The organism is Streptomyces sp. NBC_00344 (assembly GCF_036088315.1).
Taxonomy (GTDB): Bacteria; Actinomycetota; Actinomycetes; order Streptomycetales; family Streptomycetaceae; genus Streptomyces.
The window spans coordinates 778993-798942 of record NZ_CP107996.1; the positions used below are offsets into that span (position 1 = coordinate 778993).

General features: G+C 69.7%; 16 protein-coding genes. 9 read left to right on the plus strand and 7 right to left on the minus strand.

Annotation, left to right across the window (positions count from 1 at the left end; all coding sequences use genetic code 11):
- The first annotated feature begins 9 nt into the window (after positions 1-9).
- Entirely contained in the window at positions 10-570 is a 561-nt protein-coding gene (gene idi / locus OHS16_RS03625) for an isopentenyl-diphosphate Delta-isomerase (RefSeq protein ID WP_328535684.1), read from the plus strand.
- Here the strand turns inward: idi and OHS16_RS03630 are convergent.
- Positions 536-1075 carry an ATP-binding protein gene (locus tag OHS16_RS03630; RefSeq protein ID WP_328535685.1) on the minus strand — a complete coding sequence of 180 codons (540 nt, stop codon included), beginning with the start codon at positions 1073-1075 and terminating at the stop codon, positions 536-538. The genes idi and OHS16_RS03630 overlap by 35 nt on opposite strands.
- 207 nt (positions 1076-1282) lie before the next feature.
- Here OHS16_RS03630 and OHS16_RS03635 point away from each other — a divergent pair, with 207 nt between their 5' ends.
- The gene (locus OHS16_RS03635) at positions 1283-2056 is read left to right on the plus strand and encodes an enoyl-CoA hydratase/isomerase family protein (protein ID WP_328535686.1); all 774 of its coding nucleotides are present in this window, start codon (positions 1283-1285) and stop codon (positions 2054-2056) included.
- Here the strand turns inward: OHS16_RS03635 and OHS16_RS03640 are convergent.
- Positions 2043-2678, minus strand: a complete 636-nt coding sequence (locus OHS16_RS03640) for a DJ-1/PfpI family protein (RefSeq protein ID WP_328535687.1) — start codon at positions 2676-2678, stop codon at positions 2043-2045. The two genes, OHS16_RS03635 and OHS16_RS03640, sit on opposite strands and share 14 nt — an antisense overlap.
- Before the next feature lie 10 nt (positions 2679-2688).
- Positions 2689-3669 (minus strand): GlxA family transcriptional regulator, encoded by a 981-nt coding sequence (locus tag OHS16_RS03645; RefSeq protein WP_328535688.1) that lies wholly within the window; start codon positions 3667-3669, stop codon positions 2689-2691.
- Positions 3670-3779: 110 nt separating this feature from the next.
- On the opposite strand from OHS16_RS03645, the gene OHS16_RS03650 reads away from it, so the two are divergent.
- From OHS16_RS03650 to OHS16_RS03665, 4 genes are all read left to right on the plus strand, one after another.
- On the plus strand, positions 3780-4637 hold the full coding sequence (locus OHS16_RS03650; protein ID WP_328535689.1) for an SCO6745 family protein: 858 nt from the start codon (positions 3780-3782) through the stop codon (positions 4635-4637).
- Positions 4638-4754: 117 nt separating this feature from the next.
- On the plus strand, positions 4755-4886 hold the full coding sequence (locus OHS16_RS03655; RefSeq protein WP_328535690.1) for an LPFR motif small protein: 132 nt from the start codon (positions 4755-4757) through the stop codon (positions 4884-4886).
- A gap of 67 nt (positions 4887-4953) precedes the next feature.
- Positions 4954-7347, plus strand: a complete 2394-nt coding sequence (locus tag OHS16_RS03660) for a Tex family protein (RefSeq protein ID WP_328535691.1) — start codon at positions 4954-4956, stop codon at positions 7345-7347.
- Positions 7348-7608: 261 nt separating this feature from the next.
- Positions 7609-9672: a glycosyl hydrolase family 28-related protein gene (locus OHS16_RS03665; protein ID WP_328535692.1), complete on the plus strand. Its 2064-nt coding sequence runs from the start codon at positions 7609-7611 to the stop codon at positions 9670-9672.
- Between the two features lie 107 nt (positions 9673-9779).
- On the opposite strand, the gene OHS16_RS03670 is transcribed toward OHS16_RS03665, so the two are convergent.
- Positions 9780-11417, minus strand: a complete 1638-nt coding sequence (locus tag OHS16_RS03670) for an ABC-F family ATP-binding cassette domain-containing protein (RefSeq protein ID WP_328535693.1) — start codon at positions 11415-11417, stop codon at positions 9780-9782.
- 321 nt (positions 11418-11738) lie between these two features.
- Positions 11739-13022: a M14 family metallopeptidase gene (locus OHS16_RS03675; RefSeq protein ID WP_328540702.1), complete on the minus strand. Its 1284-nt coding sequence runs from the start codon at positions 13020-13022 to the stop codon at positions 11739-11741.
- A 246-nt stretch (positions 13023-13268) separates the two neighbouring features.
- On the opposite strand from OHS16_RS03675, the gene OHS16_RS03680 reads away from it, so the two are divergent.
- The gene (locus OHS16_RS03680; protein ID WP_328535694.1) at positions 13269-14759 is read left to right on the plus strand and encodes a M1 family metallopeptidase; all 1491 of its coding nucleotides are present in this window, start codon (positions 13269-13271) and stop codon (positions 14757-14759) included.
- Between the two features lie 136 nt (positions 14760-14895).
- Positions 14896-15930 (plus strand): LacI family DNA-binding transcriptional regulator, encoded by a 1035-nt coding sequence (locus tag OHS16_RS03685; protein ID WP_328535695.1) that lies wholly within the window; start codon positions 14896-14898, stop codon positions 15928-15930.
- Here the strand turns inward: OHS16_RS03685 and OHS16_RS03690 are convergent.
- Positions 15911-16783 carry an oxygenase MpaB family protein gene (locus tag OHS16_RS03690; RefSeq protein WP_328535696.1) on the minus strand — a complete coding sequence of 291 codons (873 nt, stop codon included), beginning with the start codon at positions 16781-16783 and terminating at the stop codon, positions 15911-15913. The genes OHS16_RS03685 and OHS16_RS03690 overlap by 20 nt on opposite strands.
- A gap of 181 nt (positions 16784-16964) precedes the next feature.
- Between OHS16_RS03690 and OHS16_RS03695 the strand changes: the two genes are divergently transcribed.
- Positions 16965-17720 (plus strand): MerR family transcriptional regulator, encoded by a 756-nt coding sequence (locus OHS16_RS03695; RefSeq protein ID WP_328535697.1) that lies wholly within the window; start codon positions 16965-16967, stop codon positions 17718-17720.
- 34 nt (positions 17721-17754) lie between these two features.
- Here OHS16_RS03695 and OHS16_RS03700 read toward each other — a convergent pair whose 3' ends face one another.
- On the minus strand, positions 17755-19926 hold the full coding sequence (locus OHS16_RS03700) for a 3-hydroxyacyl-CoA dehydrogenase NAD-binding domain-containing protein (protein ID WP_328535698.1): 2172 nt from the start codon (positions 19924-19926) through the stop codon (positions 17755-17757).
- Between the last annotated feature and the right edge of the window lie 24 nt (positions 19927-19950).

Below are 19950 nucleotides of genomic sequence, written 5' to 3' on the forward strand. Positions count from 1 at the left end.
AGGATGGTTATGTCGAACGGCGCAGCAGAAGCGATCTTGCTCGAACTGGTCGATGAGAGCGGCACGACCATCGGGACGGCGGAGAAACTCTCCGCCCATCAGGCCCCTGGTCAGCTGCACCGGGCCTTCTCGGTGTTCCTCTTCGACGAGTCGGGACGACTGCTGATCCAGCGTCGGGCACTCGGCAAATACCACTCTCCGGGAGTGTGGTCCAACACCTGCTGCGGGCACCCCTACCCGGGCGAGTCCCCGTTCGCGGCCTCGGCCCGTCGCACTTATGAGGAACTGGGCGTCTCCCCCACGCTGCTCGCCGAGGCCGGCACGGTCCGCTACAACCACCCCGACCCGGACTCGGGCCTGGTGGAGCAGGAGTTCAACCATCTCTTCGTCGGTCTGGTGCGGTCGCCGCTGCGTCCCGATGCCGGGGAGGTCGACGACACGGCCTTCGTCACAGCGGCCGAGCTGGCGGAACGTCACTCATCTGCGCCGTTCTCCTCCTGGTTCATGACGGTGCTCGATGCGGCGCGCCCCGCGATCAAAGAGCTGACGGGGCCGCACGGCGGCTGGTGAAAGCGGGAGCGAGCGGCAGCGCGGCCCAGATGACCTTGCCGCCGCTCGCGGTCTGCTCCACCCCGCAGGTTCCACCCGCCTCGGCGGCGGTCTCACGGACCAGCATGAGTCCACGGCCGCCGGTCTGACCGTGATCGGCCTCCAGGGCCTTCGGCCGGTAGGGATGATTGTCCTCGACGGACACCCGGATCCACGCGGCCCCCACCGCCACCTCCACGGCCACCTCGGGTGACAGCAGAGCGGCGTGCCGCACAGCGTTGGTCACCAGTTCAGAAACGATCAGCAGCAGGCCCTGGACCAAGTCGTCGTCGACCGGCACCTGCTGGCGCCTCAGCAGATCACGTACCGCGTGCCTGGCCTGCGGTACGGAGGCGTCGACCGAGGGAGCGGTGAAACGCCAGACACCTTCGTACGGCAGGGGGCGGGCGGGTTCCGGGTCTGGCGGGCTGTTGCTCCCGCGGCCGTCCATATCCCGGCTCCCACCCTCGCGCTCGATTGTCGCCACACGAAGAGTGTTGGGAATGCACCGGTCCGTACCGAGCAGCTGAACAGAAGTCAGCGCCTATCGACGCAATCCGATCGAATGAGGCCAAACAATTAAAATTCCCGATTGTTTCTGATCTCCCAGTTACGTCTTTGTATTCACCTTGCGCGCTTCCCGGGCCGGGTACCGGACGATCCGGGTACCGCAGGCCCGGATAGCATCCGGCGCATGGAGCCGCAGCTGCAGCACACCGTCGCCGACGGAGCCGCCACCGTCGTCATCGACAACCCCGCCAAACGCAACGCCATGACGGCCGGGATGTGGAGTGCCCTTCCCCCGCTCCTCGACCGGCTGGCGGCCGATCCGGCCGTGCGCGTGCTGGTGCTGACCGGCGCGGGCAACACCTTCTGCGCGGGCGCGGACATCTCGGCCCTGCACGAGACCGCCGAGAACGCCCAGGCTCTCGCGGTGCGCGCCGAGGAAGCTCTCGCCGCGTTCGCGAAGCCCACACTGGCCGCCGTGCGCGGTTACTGCGTGGGAGGCGGCTGCCAGCTGGCCGCCGCGTGCGATTTCCGGTTCGCCGATGAGGGCGCGTCCTTCGGGGTGACACCCGCCAGACTCGGCATCGTCTATCCGTCACCCTCCACCCGCAGACTGGTCGCCCTGGTGGGTCCAGCCACCGCCAAATACCTGCTGTTCTCCGCCGAGTTGATCGGCTCGGACCGGGCACTGCGCACCGGCCTCGTCGACGAGGTGCTGCCCGCGAGCGGGCTCGGCAAGCGGGTGGCGGAGTTCAGCCGGGTGCTCGTCTCACGCTCGCAACTGACTCAGGCGGCTGCCAAGGAGTTCGCCCAGGGCCGCGTGGACCGCGACGCGTACTGGTCGCAGCAGGCCGGCGCGGCCGGCGACAGGGCCGAGGGTGTCGCCGCTTTCCTTGAGCGCCGTGAGCCCCGCTTCACCTGGAGCCCCGCGCCACCCGCCCCGGGGACTACTCCAGGATGAACCGGCTCCGGGCGCGGAGTTTCTCCACCAGCGCGGCCGGCGCCTTCAGCGGCGACCCCGCGTCGTAGGGGGGCTGGGGGTCGTACTCGGTGGCCAGCTGTACGGCCTGCGCGTGTTCGTCGCCCGCGACCAAGCCCACCAGGGCGAGACCCATGTCGATGCCCGAGGAAACCCCGGCAGCGGTGATGAACTTCCCGTCGGTGACAACTCGTTCACCGGTCGGCTCGGCGCCGAATTCCGCGAGTTCGCCGAGTGCCAGCCAGTGCGATGTCGCCCGGCGGCCGGTGAGCAGGCCCGCCGCCGCGAGCAACAGCGAGCCGGTGCAGACGGAGGTCGTCCAGACGCTGGTGGAGTCGGCCGTCCGCAGCCAGTCGAGCAGCGTCGCGTTGGTCATCTGGGCCGACTGGCCCGGTCCGCCGGGCACCACCACGATGTCGGGGTGTCTCACGTCGCCGAGCGCCCGGTCCGCGACGAGGGCGAGACTGCCGCTGTCGTTGCGCACCGGGCCGGGCCGCTCCGCGACGAATACCGTCTCGGCGCCGGGGATCCGGCAGAGCATCTCGTAGGGGCCTACCGCGTCCAGTGCGGTGAACCGGTCGAAGAGGACGATGGCTGTCTGCATGGGCTGCCTTTCAGATAGCGGCGTGCCGGTCGGTGGGCGGAGTGCCCGAACGGAAGCGGCGGCGGTATTCCGCCGGCGCGGTGGCGAGTGACTTCACGAAGGCCCGGCGCATCGCCTCCGGGGTGCCGTAGCCGCAGGCGCGGGAGATCTCCTCGATTCCGCCGGTGGTGTCCTCCAGGAGGCGTCTGGCGTGCTCCAGGCGCACCTGTTCCACGTAGCGGCCCGGGGTCGTCCCGGTCTCCGACCGGAACGCACGGGCGAAGTGACGGGGTGAGAGGCGGGCCCGGCCGGCCAGCGATTCCACCGACAGGTCGTCTCCCGGGTGCTCGGTGATCCACTGCTGGATCGTTCGCAGCGGCTCACGGCGGGCGGTCTGTGCGGCGAGCTGGGCACTGAACTGGGCCTGGTTCCCGGGACGTCTGAGGAAGACCACGAGATGCCGGGCGACGGCCAGCGCGGTGTCCCTGCCGCAGTCCTCCTCGACCAGCGCCAGCGCCAGATCTATCCCTGCGGTGACCCCGGCCGACGTGGCGAACTTCCCGTCCCTCACGAAGATCGGGTCCGGGTCGACGTGCACGGCCGGAAACGTCCTGGCCATGTGGCCGCAGACCGACCAGTGGGTGGTGGCCCGCCGGCCGTCCAGCAGCCCCGCCGCGGCGAGCAGCAACGCCCCGGTGCACACCGAGACGATGCGCGTTGCCGGCGGTGCGTACAGGCGCAGCCACTCGATCAGCAGGGGATCGGGACGACGGGTCCCGGGGCCGCCGGGCACGAGCAAGGTGTGCGGCGTCACGGCGTCGGCCAGGGCGCAGTCGGGCACAAGGGTGAGCCCGCTGGACGTGCGCACGGGGGCGCCGTCGAGTGACGCGGTGCGGATCCGGTAGGTGTCCCCGCGGAGGCGGCCGGCTCCGGAGAAGACCTCCACTGGGCCGCTGACGTCGAGGCTCTGCAGATCGTCGAAGAGGACGACCAGCACGGATCGCTGGGTCATAACGGTCATCCTTGACGATGCCACTCATGGCCGCAATGACGAACAACCCACCTTTCCTGCCATCAACACCGGCCTTCCCATGCGTACCGACCAGTCGGTAACATGTGGCCATGACCTCCCTCCAGCCGCGCGCCGGCCGCCGCTGCCACAACTCCGTCAATCCCCTGCACTCCACGTTGTACTTCTCCCCCGACTTCACGCAGCAGCTCGCCGGGGTGGGAATCGACGATCCGCAGGCCGCCTACTTCGCCGGGCGGGGAGCTGCGATGGGGGCTGTGGGGCCCGGCACCGTCGCCGCCACCTTCTACAACTTCAACCCCGAGCTGATCGCCCGGCACCTCCCCGCCGTATGGGAGACGGCCTCACCGCAGACCGTGCTCGACGCACGGCTGCGGGCGGTCGATGCCACCCTGCGCAGGCTGCTCGGCGACGACGCAGTCGCCTCCGACGAGATGGCGGAAGCGGCCCGACTGGCGCTGCGCGCGGCGGAGGCCTGCTCACGGCACGCCCGGCCGCTGTACGCCGCGCATGCCGATCTCCCAGTGCCCGAGCAGCCGCACCTGGCCTTCTGGCACGCCGCGACCCTGCTCCGTGAGCACCGGGGCGACGGCCATCTGGCGGTGCTCCTCGCCGCCGGGCTCGATCCGCTGGAGGCACTGGTCAGCCACACGGCGACCGGCAAGGGGATGGCGCCGCGGTGGATCCTCGCCACCCGGGGCTGGCGCAGGACGGACTGGGACGCCGCGGCGGAACGGCTGCGCGGGCGGGGGCTGCTGGACGCCGAGAGCGGTCTGACGGAAGCCGGGGCCCAGCTGCGCCAGGATGTCGAGGCGGACACCGACCGCCTCGACAGCGCGCCGTACGAGCACCTGGGCGCGGAGGGTGTGGAGCGGCTCACCGAACTGGGCCGGGGCTTCCTCGTCACGGCCGCGAGCGCAGGCGCGTTCCCGGGAGATCTGAGCGGCTGACCGCACTCGGAACGCTCCGCGTGTTTGCGAGCGCCCGGTGCGGCAAGGCGACCTGCGTAAGGGGTTGCGCCGGGCATGGAGCCCGTTGCGAATCCGGAAGCGAGGAAGGGAGCTTGTGTGCTGAGCGCCATAGCAGATGTACTGCGTCAGATCGGTGGCGCGATCGCCACCGTCGTCACCCTGCCGTTCCGGGCGGTCGCCCGGCTCTTCGGCGGAGCCTCGAGTTCCGCGAGGGGCCACGGGGTGTGATCCGCCGACTGTCCGTGCCGCCTGCCACAATGCTGGTTCAAGCTCAGCGAGAAGGCGGTACCGGATCGTGACCACGACGACCACCCCAGCTTCCATCGAAGGCAGGATTGCCGAGGAACTCGGCGTCCGGGAACGGCAGGTGAAGGCCGCCGTGGAGCTGCTCGACGGCGGCTCCACCGTCCCGTTCGTCGCGCGTTACCGCAAGGAAGCGACCGAGATGCTCGACGATGCGCAGCTGCGCACCATCGAGGAACGGCTGCGCTATCTGCGAGAGCTTGAGGACCGGCGGGCCGCGGTTCTGGAGTCCGTACGGGAACAGGGCAAGCTGGACGCCCCTCTGGAGGCGCAGATCCGGGCCGCCGAGACCAAGGCGCGGCTCGAGGACATCTATCTGCCGTTCAAGCCGAAGCGTCGGACCAAGGCTCAGATCGCCCGCGAGGCAGGCCTCGAGCCCCTTGCCAACGGTCTGCTGTCCGACCCTTCGGCGGAGCCGCTGTCGGCCGCCGCGGGGTTCGTCGACCCGGAGAAAGGGGTGGCTGACCCTGCCGCCGCCCTGGAGGGTGCGCGTTCCATTCTCGCCGAGCGCTTCGGTGAGGACGCCGACCTCACCGGTGAGCTGCGCGAGCGGATGTGGTCACGCGGGCGGCTCACGTCGAAGGTGCGGCGCGGCAAGGAGGAGGCGGGCGCCAAGTTCGCCGACTACTTCGACTTCGGCGAGCCGTTCAGCGCGCTGCCCTCCCACCGGGTGCTCGCCATGCTGCGGGGCGAGAAGGAGGACGTCCTCGAGCTCGTCATGGAGCCCGAGGAGCCTTCGGAAGCCCCCGGCCCGTCGGTGTACGAGGGCATGATCGCCCGGCGCTTCGGGGTGACCGACCGCGGCAGACCTGGCGACACCTGGCTGGCGGAGACGGTCCGCTGGTCGTGGCGGACCAGGATCCTGGTCCATCTGGGCATCGATCTGCGGCTGCGGCTGCGCACCGCCGCCGAGGACGAGGCCGTCAGGGTCTTCGCGTCGAATCTGCGCGATCTGCTGCTCGCCGCGCCGGCAGGGACGCGGGCCACTCTCGGGCTGGACCCGGGATTCCGCACCGGGGTCAAGGTCGCTGTCGTCGACGCGACCGGCAAGGTCGTGGCGACCGATGTGATCCATCCGCACGTCCCGGCGAACCGCTGGGACGAGTCGCTCGCCAAGCTGGCACGGCTGGCGAAGGAGCACGCGGTCGATCTGATCGCCATCGGCAACGGCACCGCGTCCCGGGAGACCGACAAGCTCGCCGGTGAGCTGTGTGCCGCACACCCCGAGCTGAAGCTGACGAAGGTGATGGTTTCGGAGGCGGGTGCCTCGGTGTACTCGGCGTCCGCCTTCGCCTCCCAGGAACTGCCGGACATGGATGTCACGCTGCGCGGGGCGGTATCGATCGCCCGCCGGCTGCAGGATCCTCTCGCCGAGCTGGTCAAGATCGACCCCAAGTCGATCGGGGTCGGCCAGTATCAGCACGACCTCTCCGAGGTGAAGCTGTCCCGTTCGCTCGACGCGGTCGTCGAGGACTGCGTGAACGGCGTGGGGGTGGACGTCAACACCGCGTCAGCGCCGCTGCTTTCGCGAGTTTCCGGCATCGGTTCGGGGCTCGCCGAGAACATCGTGGCGCACCGGGACGCCAACGGCCCCTTCCGGTCCCGCAAGGCGCTCAAGGATGTGGCACGGCTGGGGCCGAAGGCGTACGAACAGTGCGCGGGCTTCCTGCGGATCAGGGACGGCGAAGACCCGCTGGACGCATCCAGCGTGCACCCCGAGGCGTATCCCGTGGTGCGGGCGATGGCGAAGACCGCGGGCGCAGGCTCACTGGTCGGCAATGCGGTGCTGGTGCGGTCGCTGGATCCGGCCGATTTCGTGAACGAGACCTTCGGTCTGCCCACGGTCACCGACATTCTGCGGGAGCTGGAGAAGCCGGGGCGCGACCCGCGGCCCGCGTTCAGGACAGCCACCTTCAAGGAAGGCGTGGAGAAGCTCGGCGACCTGACACCCGGGATGGTCCTGGAAGGTGTCGTCACCAATGTCGCGGCCTTCGGGGCGTTCGTCGACATCGGCGTGCACCAGGACGGCCTCGTACATGTCTCCGCGCTGTCCAGGACCTTCGTCAAGGATCCGCGGGACGTGGTGAAGCCGGGTGACATCGTCAAGGTGAAGGTGATGGACGTCGACATCCCGCGGAAGCGGATCTCGCTGACCCTGCGCCTGGACGACGAGGCTGCGGCGAAGCCGGCCGCCGGAGAGCGGCGGGAGCGCGGTCAGGGCGGCAGACCTCCGCAGCCGCGGCAGGGCGGCGGCCGTGCCCAGCGCGGCGGCGGAGGTGGCGGACGGCAGTCCTCCGCTCCGGCTCCCGCGAACAGCGCGATGGCGGACGCCCTCCGGCGGGCCGGTCTGACCGACCCGAAGCCGGGCGGGGGCAGGCGCGGCTGACACCGCTTCACCGGGTGCGGCGGCCGACAGGCAGGTTCTGTCGGCCGCCGCACCCGTTTGTGTGCCGCCTCATCACGGTGCGCCGCCTCCACTCGTGCAAAAACACGACATTAAAATGCAGTTGTACGTCAGCGACACGAAAATACTTCGCATGCACCTTGTGAGAAGAGGGTGCGCGCTCCTACTGTCGGCTCACCCTTGTGGCGTCGGCCCCACATCGAACGTCTCCGGGGTTCGTCCTCCCAAGAGAAACGAGTTCCGATGTTCCCGAACATCACCGGAGTTGTGGCGAAGCGGTCCGGCAGACCGCCGCGAAGATCCGCCGCCGCGGTCGCGGCGGTAGCCGCCGCCACCATGGGGCTGAGCGCGGCACTCGGCAGCACCGCCCTGGCCGGCACGGCTGTGCAAGCCGCCACGGGCCCGGTCGTGACCCGCGCCGCCCTCGACCCCGCGCTGGTGGCGGGACGGGGTGCCCGCACCGGCTTCGAGGAACAGGAGGCGGAGAGCGCCGCGACGAATGGGACGGTCATCGGGCCCGGCCGGGACGCCTACAGCCTCCCGGCGGAGGCATCCGGCCGTTCGGCGGTCACCCTGGTGCCGGGCCAGTACGTCGAGTTCACGCTGGCGGACCCGGCCGATGCGATCAGTGTGCGCTACAGCATTCCGGACGCGGTATCCGGCGGCGGGATCACGTCGCCACTCGACGTCACGGTGAACGGCAAGGCCAAGAAGGCCATGACACTGACGTCGAAGTACGCCTGGCTCTACAACCAGTATCCGTTCTCCAACGATCCTGGCGCGGATCTGCTGCATCCCGACTACTGGGTCACCGAATGCGGCTGCGTCCCGCGGAACACCACTCCCGCACCGGCGTTCGCCAAGCCGCTGCGCCCGAACCACTTCTACGACGAGCAGCGGCTGCTGCTGGGCCGTACGTACCGTGCGGGTGACAAGGTGCGCCTGACGGTCCCCGCCGGCGCCGCGACGACGACCGTCGACCTGCTCGACGCACAGCTCGTGGGGCGCCCGCACATCGATGCCGCGGCCGCGAATGTGCTGGCCTTCGGGGCCGACCCGACCGGCAGGCGCGACTCGGCCGGCGCGTTCGACAGGGCGATCGGCTTCGCGAAGCGCAAGCACCTCAGGGTGTACATCCCGCCGGGAACCTTTCAGGTGAACCGCCACATCGTCGTCGACCATGTGTCCATCGAGGGAGCGGGAAACTGGTACACGGTCATCAAGGGCCACCAGGTCTCTCTCAGCACCCCGGCACCCGACGGATCGGTCCACTCGGGCGTCGGCTTCTACGGCAAGGACGCTGCCGCGGGAGGCAGTTCGCAGGTCCACCTGTCCGGCTTCGCGATTCAGGGGGACGTGCGTGAGCGCATCGACACCGACCAGGTGAACGGCATCGGCGGCTCGCTCAGCGACTCCACCATCGACGGCCTGTACATCCAGCACACCAAGGTCGGCATGTGGTTCGACGGCCCCATGAAGAATCTGAGGATCACCGGCAACGTGATTGCCGACCAGATCGCTGACGGCATCAACTTCCATACCGGCGTGAGCGGTTCACTCATTTCCGACAACCTCGTCCGCAACTCGGGCGACGACGCCATCGCCCTGTGGTCGGAGAAGACCGAGGACGCGGACAACACGATCGAGAACAACACCGTGCAGACTCCGGTGCTCGCCAACGGCATCGCTCTCTACGGAGGCACCGACAACACCGTCTCCGGAAATCTCATCGCCGATCCGGTCCGCGAGGGCAGCGCAATCCAGGTGGGCTCCCGATTCGGCTCGCAGGCGTTCACCGGCCGCCTGCGGATCACCGACAACACCACGGTCCGCGCGGGCACCTACGAACTGAACTGGAACATCGGCCTCGGTGCCATCTGGTTCTACGCCCTCGAGAAGAACATCGCCGCGGACATCCAGGTGACCGGGGACAACTTCCTGGACAACACCTACAACGCGATCATGCTGGTCAGCGATTTCCCGGTGCGGGATCTCTACTCGGTCACCGGTGTCCGTTTCAAGGACATCACGGTCGACGGCACGGGCACTTCGGTGGTCAGCGGCCGGACGGCCGGATCCGCCACCTTCGAGAACGTCGATGCCCGCAATGTCGGAGCGGTCGGGGTCAACAACTGCGGGTCGTTCCACTTCACGCCGGCCGGCTCCGAGTTCTCGCTCACCGACCTCGGCGGGAACGATGGCGGCGGCACGACCGGGCCCTGGCTCGCCCCGTGGGAGCTCCCCAACACCATCACCTGCGACGATCGTCCGGCAGTGGTCCCCCCACCGGCCCCCAAGGCCTGGTGACACCGTGCCCGCCCCACCCTCGCGGGTGACGGCGGGGCGACGCCCCCTCCGTAGCGATGGCTCCCGGGGGCGCCGCTGTCACCCGGCAGCCCGGCACCGCCATCAGGTCAGAGTTCGGTCACCTTGCCGTCCGCCACCTCGATACGCCGCGTGGTGCGGACCGCGTCCAGCATCCGCCGATCGTGGGTGACGAGCAGCAGGGTGCCCTCGTAGCTGTCCATCGCGGACTCCAGCTGCTCGATGGCCGCCAGGTCCAGATGGTTCGTCGGCTCGTCCAGAACCAGCAGATTGACGCCCCTGCCCTGGAGGAGGGCGAGGGCCGCACGGGTGCGCTCGCCGGGTGAGAGCGTCGTCGCCGGGCGAAGCACGTGGGCGGCCTTCAGGCCGAACTTCGCCAGCAGCGTCCTGACCTCCGCGGGTTCGGTCTCGGGGACCGCCGCGCAGAACGCGGCCAGCAAGGTCTCCGTGCCGTGGAAGAGGCCACGCGCCTGGTCGACCTCGCCGACCACCACGCCGGGCCCGAGGGCAGCATGGCCGGTGTCGAGCGGGATACGGCCGAGAAGAGCACCGAGCAGTGTGGACTTGCCCGCCCCGTTGGCTCCGGTGATGGCGACCCGGTCCGCCCAGTCGATCTGCAGATGCGCCGGGCCGAAGGTGAAATCACCGCGGCTGACGGTCGCGTCGCGCAAGGTGGCCACCACCGCGCCCGCACGGGGAGCCGCGGCGATCTCCATACGGAGCTCCCACTCCTTGCGGGGCTCCTCCACCGTGTCGAGGCGTTCGATCATGCGCTGGGTCTGCCGGGCCTTCGCCGCCTGCTTCTCGCTCGCCTCGCTGCGGAACTTACGGCCGATCTTGTCGTTGTCGGTCGCCTTGCGGCGGGCGTTCTTGACGCCCTTGTCCATCCAGCCGCGCTGCATCTGGGCGCGGCCCTCCAGCGCGGACCTCTTGTCGGCGTACTCGTCGAACTCCTCACGGGCATGCCGGCGGGCGATCTCGCGCTCCTCCAGATATCCCGTGTAGCCGCCTCCGTACAGCGTGATCCGCTGCTGCGCCAGGTCCAGCTCCAGCACCTTGGTGACCGTGCGGGTCAGGAATTCCCGGTCGTGGCTGATGACGACCGTGCCGGCTCGCAGGCCGGCGACGAAACGCTCCAGCCGCTCCAGGCCATCCAGGTCGAGATCGTTCGTCGGCTCGTCGAGCAGGAAGACGTCATAGCGCGAGAGCAGCAGCGAGGCGAGACCCGCTCTCGCCGCCTGGCCGCCCGAAAGCGAGGTCATCGGCTGGTCGAGACCGACGGCCAGGCCGAGGGACGCTGCCACCTCATCGGCCCGCTCATCGAGGTCGGCGCCACCCAGGTCCAGCCATCGCTCCAGCGTGGTGGCATACGCGTCGTCGGCGCCCGGGGCCCCGTCGACGAGCCCCTGGGTGGCCTCGTCCATGGCCGTCTGGGCTGCGGAGACGCCGGTACGCCGGGCCAGGAAATCCCGTACCGTCTCGCCCTCCCGCCGTTCCGGTTCCTGCGGGAGGTGGCCGACGGTGGCGGTGGGCGGCGACAGCCTCAGTTCGCCGTCCTCGGGGGTGTCCAGACCGGCGAGCAGGCGAAGGAGTGTGGACTTGCCGGCGCCGTTGACACCGACGAGCCCGATCACGTCCCCGGGCGCGACCACGAGGTCGAGGCCGGCGAAGAGCGAGCGGTCGCCGTGGCCGGCGGCGAGATTCTTGGCGACGAGGGTTGCAGTCATGAGGAGACTGATCCTAGGTCGTGCCCGAGAAGTAGGGGCGTCCGCCCGGGGGACGGGCCCCGCGGCGTCCGGCGTGTGCCATCGCACGGCGGAGGATCGCGCACATACGGGATAAATCCGGCCCATGCGGTAACCAGCGCGTGTGCGTGCCGGACGCCGGAGCGCAGCCGGGGCATCTCACACACGGCCTGAGCCAGGGCGGGCGGGTGCGACGGCGGAGGCCCATAAGCCGGTCCGTACCGTGGGTTCCTGGCCCGCGCCGTGGCGGGCAGCGCGCCGGCACGAAGAGGTGCGGCCGCGCCCTGGCGGACTCCCCCGGGGTCAGCAGCCGTGGTACGGCCGGGCCGCCGTCAGCGGATGGCCGGCACGCGGGTCGAGCAGCAGCGGTACGAGCGCCCTCTCGGGCTGTCGCAGTGCCACGACCGCGCCGTCGGCCGTGCGCCGCACCGTGATGCCCTGCAGATCCAGTACGTCCTGTACACGGGTGTACTGCGCCGCCGTGAGCCGGTATCCGCAGGGCGGGTCGGCCAGGATCTGCGCCGCATCGGGCGGATCGTTGTCCGCGCCTGCGAGATACACCGGCCCCCGGTCGTCCAGGCCTGCGGCGCGCGCCGCGTCGGTCACCGCGTCGAGTCGGCCGCGGCGCCGGTCGGCATAGCGCAAGGCCCCCTTCAGTGCTGCCAGTTGGACTGCCACGCGATGCCGCAGACGGGAGGCCGGATCCGGGGACGCCCCGGTACCGTCCGGAGCGTCCGTCCGGGACTCGACGAGCAGCCCCACCGCGTTCTTGATGCCTGCCATGTTGCGGAGAATGCCCTCCTGGCCGTCCCCGGCGGTCTGTCTGACGGGCCGTCCCGTCATCTGGTCGGTCCAGATGCCGTAGTGGCCACTGGTGAAACCGGCTGCTGCGGCGGCGGGTCTGACGAACCCCTCGGAGAGCTGGTACGCCTCGTCACGGACGGCCGGGTAGGTGTTGAGGTTGCGCGGCCAGAGCGTCATCAGGTCATCGTCGTAGTAGGGCGCGGTGGCTTCGTACTCGTGCATGTCGTAGATGACATCGGGCTGTTGGTCACGGATCACGGTGGCCACAGCCCGCGCCTCGGTCGTTCTCAGTGCGAGGTGGTCGCGGTTGATGTCGATCCCGTCCGAGTTCCCGCGGGTGCCGGCCGCGCTGCCGTCCGGATTGGCGGTCGGCACGACGAGCACGGTGGTGTGGCGCAGAAAGGTGAGCGTGGCACGGTCGTCGGCGCGGACCAGATCGCGGACCGTGATCAGACAGGCCTCGCGGCCGGCCGGCTCGTTGCCGTGCTGGCCGCAGATCAGCAGCATGACGTTCCGGGCGTGACGAGCGCCGATCCGCACGAGTCTCAGTGGCCGGCCGAGCCGGGTCGAACCGATACGCCGGACGTCCGCCCGCTCACCCGAGTGGGCCACCACGTCCAGAAACCGGCTCTCTTCCCGCGCGGAGGTCCAGTGCGCGCCGTGGCCGGCCTCGAATCCGGTACGCGGCACATCCGCCGTGGCGCGGGCCGGGGCGGTGATCAGGGGCAGCACGAGGGCCGCTGCGGCGATACCCATGACGGCCGGACGAATACGGGACGGCATCGGGTTCTCCAGGGAGTCGGACACGCCCGGAACCGGTCCTGCGCATCTCCGTGAGGCGGAAGCTACCCCCTCCGCCCTCCGGGCAACAGGGTGAGGAGGAGACAGAGTTGGCCGGAACGCTCCGGCAGGCCGGGGCGTATGACGGCCGAATGGCGATCCTGTGACAGCAGTGACCGTGGACATGCCAGGGGATGGTGGGCTGAATAGGGTCGAAGAGATCCACGACCCCCACGACTTGGAGCTTCCGTGCACCGCAGACTCATCGCCCCCGGCGCACTCGCGGCCTCGCTCATGCTGGCGATCCCGGCATCGGCAGCCGGTTTCGCGCCCGGGGCCCCGGGCATCGGCGATCCCTACTACCCGGCCTACGGCAACGGCGGATACGACGTATCGCACTACGACCTGAAGCTGCGGTACGAGCCGTCGACAGACCTCCTGAACGGCACGGCGACCCTCCTCGCCACCACCACCGAGGACCTTTCGCGCTTCGATCTGGACTTTCTGCTCGATGTGAGCGAGGTACGGGTCAACGGCGCCAAGGCGTCCTTTGCCACATCCGGCCAGCACGAGCTGGAGATCACCCCTGCCAAGCCGCTCACCAAGGGCTCCCAGGTCACCGTGGTCGTGCGCTACAGCGGTGTCCCCTCGACCAGATCTGCGTACGGATTCTCCACCTGGCACCGCACCCCTGACGGAGCGGTCGCCGCGGACGAGCCCGAATCCGCATGGTGGTGGTATCCGAGCAACGACCACCCGCTCGACAAGGCCACCTACGACGTCTCGGTGAGCGTGCCCGACGGTACCCAGGCGATCAGTAACGGCGTTCTGCAGTCGCAGAGTTCGAAGCTGGGCCGCACTACGTTCAACTGGCGGGACAACAAGCCGCAGGCGACCTATCTGACCACGCTGGCGGTGGGCAGGTTCGACATCACCACCGGGAGCACCACGGCAGGTGTGCCCATCGTCAACGCCTACAGCAAGGACCTCGGCGACAACGACGGCGCGGCACGGGCAAGCGTGGAGCGGACAGGTGAGGTCGCGGACTGGCTGAGCGGATACTTCGGCCCCTACCCCTTCAGCGCTCTCGGCGGCTACGTACCGAACACCACCACCGGGTACGCGCTGGAGACGCAGACCCGGCCTTTCTACAGCCCCAAACAGTTCGCCAACGGCTCGAACGTCTCGCTGATCGTCCATGAGCTCGCCCATCAGTGGTACGGCGACGACGTGTCCGTCAAGGGCTGGAAGGACATCTGGCTCAACGAGGGCTTCGCCAGCTACGCCCAGTGGCTCTGGTCGGACAGCGAGGGCCAGGGCACCGCACAGGAGCTCGCCGACTACGTGTACGCGTCGCATCCGGCCGGCGACGCGTTCTGGACGGTGAAACCGGGCGACCCCGGCGCCGACAACCAATTCGACGCCGCCGTCTACGACCGGGGCGCGCTCGCCCTTCAGGCTCTGCGCAACAAGATCGGTGACACCGCGTTCTTCAGGATTCTCAAGGGCTGGCCCGCCGGGCACGCCTACGGCAACGCATCGGTCCCCGACTTCGAGAAGTACGCCGAACAGGTCTCGGGCACCCCGCTGGCCTCGTTCTTCGACACCTGGCTCTTCACGGCCGCCAAACCGGCCGCCCCGACAGCGGCGCAGGTACGGATCGCAGGCGCCGGTGTCCGGCCGGTGCGCCCGCGGTCCTGGCAGCAGATCGCCCGGACGCACTCCACCCACCGGCACTGACCCGGGCACGCCGGCCGCGCCGCACCCGTCACCGGGGTGCGGCGCGGCTTTCTGTGCGGGTGGCCGGTGGTTACGCTGACTCCACGCAGCGATGCCGCGCACCGCCAAAAGCAGCCACGCCGACGAGGAGCCTCAGTTGCCCGATTCGATACCTGGCTCCCGGCCCACTCTGGAGGCCGTCGCAGCCCGTGCCGGTGTGTCCCGGGCCACGGCCTCGCGGGTCGTCAACGGGGGCGACGGCGTCCGCCGACCGCTCGTCGACCGGGTCCACCAGGCCGTGGACGAACTCGGATATGTGCCCAACCACGCTGCGAGAACGCTGGTCACCAGGCGAAACGGCGCCGTGGCAGTGATCATCGCCGAGCCGGAGATCCGGATCTTCTCGGATCCGTTCTTCTCGCTCCAGCTGCGTGGGATCAGCCGAGAGCTGACCGCGCACGACTCCCAGTTGGTGCTGCTCCTGGTGGAGGGCAGCGGGGACTACGACCGCATCGGCCGCTATCTGGCGGGCGGTCACGTCGACGGGGCCCTGGCGTTCTCGCTGCACACCGAGGATCCGCTGCCCGCGGTCACGCACAAGGCCGGCATCCCGACCGTGTTCGGCGGCCGCCCGGTGTGGGCCGGCCCCGGGTCGGACCTCGCGGTGCCCTACGTCGACTGCGACAACCGTGGCGGAGCCCGCGAGGCCGTTCGGCATCTGGTCTCGCTCGGGCGACGGCGCATCGCGCACATCGCCGGCCCGCAGGACCAGACATCCGGCATCGACCGGCTCGACGGCTACCGGGACGTACTGCTCGATGTCGACCCGGGGCTCACCGTCCAGGGCGCCTTCACGGCGGAGAGCGGTGCCAGGGCGATGGCCGAACTCCTCGAGCACCACCCGGACGTGGACGGTGTGTTCGCCGCCAACGATCTGATGGCATCGGGCGCCCTGCGGACGTTGCGCGACCACGGACGGCGGGTGCCGGACGATGTGGCGGTCGTCGGCTTCGACGACATGGTCAATGTCGCCGAGGCCACCGATCCGCCGCTCACCACGGTCCATCAGGACATCGAGGGAATGGGACGGCTGATGGTCAAGGTCCTGATCCGGGGTCTCGACCGGGAGAGCGTCTCACCGCCGGACTCCGTCATCATGCCGACGGAGCTGGTCAGACGGGCAAGCGCCTGATCCGGTCGTGTGCGCGGGCCTCACGGGCCAGGGGCAGGTAACGCAGCCGCTCGGGCAGCAGCGGCACCACGGCTCTGACCAGGAGGCCGAAGCGGCGCAGGGCGCGCTCCTGGGAGGATGTCCACTCCAGGCCGATGGCCTCGCGTGCGTCCGGTGGCATCAGACCGGCGGTGACGAACCGCCGGAACCGGGCCATCGGCGGCAGCAGTACGGGCCACAGCACCCGCAGCAGCAGCCGGACCGGGGCCGGGCCCCGGTCCGGGGGCGGTACCGGAGTGTCGAGGTCGGTCAGTTCTCTGACCACCGGGGTGGCCTCGATCTCGTCGGCCAGCATTTTCCGGTAGTAGGGCCAGAATTCCTCGATGCTCTGCGGCATGTCCCGGTCACTGATGCCGAGTATCCGGCCGACCTGGAGCCATTCGGCATAGAGCTGCCTCTCCTGCGCCTCGGTGTAGGGGCGGCCGAGGTACTTCCTGCCCTGAAGGAAGACCGGAAAGCCGGTGGCATGGACCCATGCGTACGTGTGTCCGGCGAGCGCGTGGTAGCGGCGGCCACGGGTGTCGGTGCCCTGGATCGTCCGGTGCAGCCGCCGGAGCCGGCGGCCCTCGGCAGCGGCCACGTCACCTCCGTACACCCAGAGCTGCATCGAACGCAGCGAGCGTTCGCCTCGCCCCCAGGGGTCGGTGCGGAAGACCGAGTAGTCATCGACTCCGGCGCCCACAGCCGGGTGCGCGACCTGCATGGTCAGGGCGGCGGGCAGGGTGAGCAGCACCCGGATGTCGCCGACCTCGCTCCACAGCACTCCGCCGGGCGGAGGCGGCGCCGGGTCGGGTCCGGTGTCACGACTGCTCATGCGCGCACTCCCCGTGGCTCGCGGGAATTCGGTCTGTTGCCCGGTTCACCCGGGTTCCAGTATGCGACCGCTGGCGGGCGGCGTCCGAATCAGGCGCCGGGAGGGTTTCACAGAGGTGGTGAGACAGCAATACTGTTGCACCGGATAGGCCGCATCGAGTTCGGGAAGACGAGGCACTGTCATGGGGACGGAGACCGAGGAGGCAGCCCTCACCGTCGACGAGCTTGCCGCGCGCGCCGGGGTGACCGTGCGGACCGTCCGCTTCTACAGCAGCCGCGGCCTGCTGCACCCGCCGGTGATCGGTCCGCGGCGCGTCGGCCTGTACGGTCCGGCCCATCTCTCCCGGCTCGCTCTCATCGAGGAGTTGCAGCATCACGGGATGACGCTCGCGGCCATCGAGCGCTATCTGCAGCAGTTGCCGGAGGACCTGAGCGCGCACGATCTGGCGATCCACCGTGCCGTGGTGGCGTCCTGGGCGCCCGAGGGCGCGGACGATGCCACCCGCGCCGATCTGGAGCGCCGGGCCGGGCGGTCGCTGTCCGAGGGGGACGTCGACCGGCTGGCCGCGATGAACGTACTGGAGCGGGTGGCCGGCGAACCGGACGGGTTCCGGGTCGACACCGGGCTGCTGGCCCTCGGCGTCCAGTTGCTGGACGTACCCATCGCGCAGGAGACGATCCTGGCCGCCCGCACCGTGATGCTCCAGCACACCCGGGCCGCCGCGAAGGAGCTGACCCGGCTCTTCCAGGACCAGGTGTGGGGGCCGTACCGGGAGCGCGAGCAGGACCCGGATGCGGTGGAGGCGATGAAGTCGCTGTCCGCCCATATGCAGCCGATGGTGGTGCAGGCCCTGGTGACCGCCTTTCAGCGGTCACTGAAGGAGGAGCTGCGCGCCCGGTATGTGGACGGACCCGCAGCACCTGAGCCGCCTCGCTGAAATCCGCGGAACAGCGAGGCGGCCCGGCAGGGGTTCAGCTGTCGCTGAACCGCTCGCCCTTCCCGGCCTTCTCCACCAGCAGCGCCGGCGGCTCGAAACGCGTCCCGTACCGCTGCGCCAGCTCACGGGCGCGGGCCACGAATCCGGGCAGCCCGCCCTCGTAGCCGTTGATGTACTGGATGACACCACCGGTCCAGCCCGGGAATCCGATACCGAGGATGGAGCCGATGTTGGCGTCGGCGACCGAGGTGAGGACGCCTTCCTCGAAGCAGCGGACGGTGTCCAGCGCCTCCGAGAAGAGCATCCGCTCCTGCATGTCGGTGAAGGGGACATCCACGCCGCTCCGGGTGAAGTGCTCGCGCAGCCCGGGCCAGAGTCCGGCCCGCTTGCCCTCCACGTACTCGTAGAAGCCCGCTCCCCCGCTGCGCCCGGTCCGGCCGAACTCGTCGACCATCCGGTCGATCACCGCGTCCGAAGGATGCCCGGCCCAGGTGCCGCCCCCCTCCTCGACGGCGCGCTTCGCCTCACCCCTGATCTTGCGCGGCAGGGTGAGCGTCAGCTCGTCCATCAGCGAGAGCACCTTGGCGGGGTATCCGGCCTGCGCCGCGGCCTGCTCGACCGACGCGGGGTCGACGCCCTCGCCGACCATCGCGACACCCTCGTTGATGAATTGGCCGATGACCCGTGAGGTGAAGAAGCCCCGTGAGTCGTTCACGACGATCGGCGTCTTGTTGATCTGGCGTACCAGGTCGAAGGCGCGCGCCAGCGCCTCGTCGCCGGTGCTGCCGCCCTTGATGATCTCGACGAGCGGCATCTTGTCCACCGGCGAGAAGAAGTGCAGACCGATGAAGTCTGCCTGTCGCGAGACCCCTTCGGAAAGCAGCGTGATGGGCAGGGTGGAGGTGTTGGAGCAGAGCAGTGCGTCCGGCTCGATGACGTCTTCGATCTCCTGGAACACCTTGCGCTTGAGCGCCACGTCCTCGAAGACCGCCTCGATCACCGCGTCGCAGCCCGCGAGATCGGCCGGGTCCGAGGTGGGGGTGATGCGAGCGAGCAGCGCGTCCCGCTTGGCCTCGGTGGTGCGGCCCCGGGAGAGCGCCTTCTCGAGCAGCTTCTCCGAGTACGCCTTGCCCTTCTGCGCGGCATCGGCCGACACGTCCTTGAGGACGACCTCGATCCCCGCGCGGGCGCAGGAGTACGCGATTCCGGCGCCCATCATCCCGGCGCCGAGCACGGCCACCTTGCGCACCGGACGGGCTTCGATGCCCTGGGGGCGATTGGCGCCGGAGTTGACGGCCTGAAGGTCGAAGAAGAACGCCTGGATCATGTTCTTCGCCGTCTGGCCGGTGACCAGTTCGGTGAAGTACCGGGCCTCGATGGTCAGCGCGGTCTCGAAGTCGACCTGCGAACCCTCCACCGCCGCGGCCAGGATGTTGCGCGGCGCCGGATAGGGCGCGCCCTGCAGCTGCTTCTTCAAGTTGGCGGGGAACGCCGGCAGGTTGGCCGCGAAGCGCGGGTTCGACGGGGTGCCGCCGGGGATCTTGTAGCCCTTGACGTCCCAGGGCTGCTGGGATTCCGGGTGGGCGTCGATGAACGCGTGCGCCTTGGCGAGCATGTCCTCTGTCGTGCCGGCGACCTCGTGGACCAGGCCGTTCTCCAGCGCGCGCTGCGGGGAGTACTGGGTGCCCTGGAGGAGCACCTTGAGCAGGGCGTCCGCGATGCCCATGAGGCGTACGGTGCGTGTGACGCCGCCGCCGGCCGGCAGCAGGCCGAGGGTGACCTCCGGCAGGCCGATCTTCGAGCCGGGCGTGTCGAGCGCCACCCGGTGGTGGCTGGCCAGGGCGATCTCGTAGCCGCCGCCCAGAGCGGCGCCGTTGATGGCAGCGACGACCGGCTTGCCCAGCGTCTCGATGCGGCGCAGGGAGTTCTTGATGGCCGTGCCCGTGTCGAACGCCTGCTGGGCGTTCTCGGGGCCGACCTTCATCATGTCCTTGAGGTCGCCGCCGGCGAAGAACGTCTTCTTGGCGGAGGTGTAGATGATGCCGCGGATCGAGTCCTTCTCTGCCTCGGCGCGGTCGGCGACCGCCGCGATCGACTCCTTGAAGGCCTGGTTCATGGTGTTGGCGGACTGGCTGGGATCGTCGAGTACCAGGGTGACGACGCCGGTCTCGTCCTGTTCCCAGCGGATGGTGGTGTTCTCGCTCATGGTGTGGCTGCTCCGTGAGGGCCG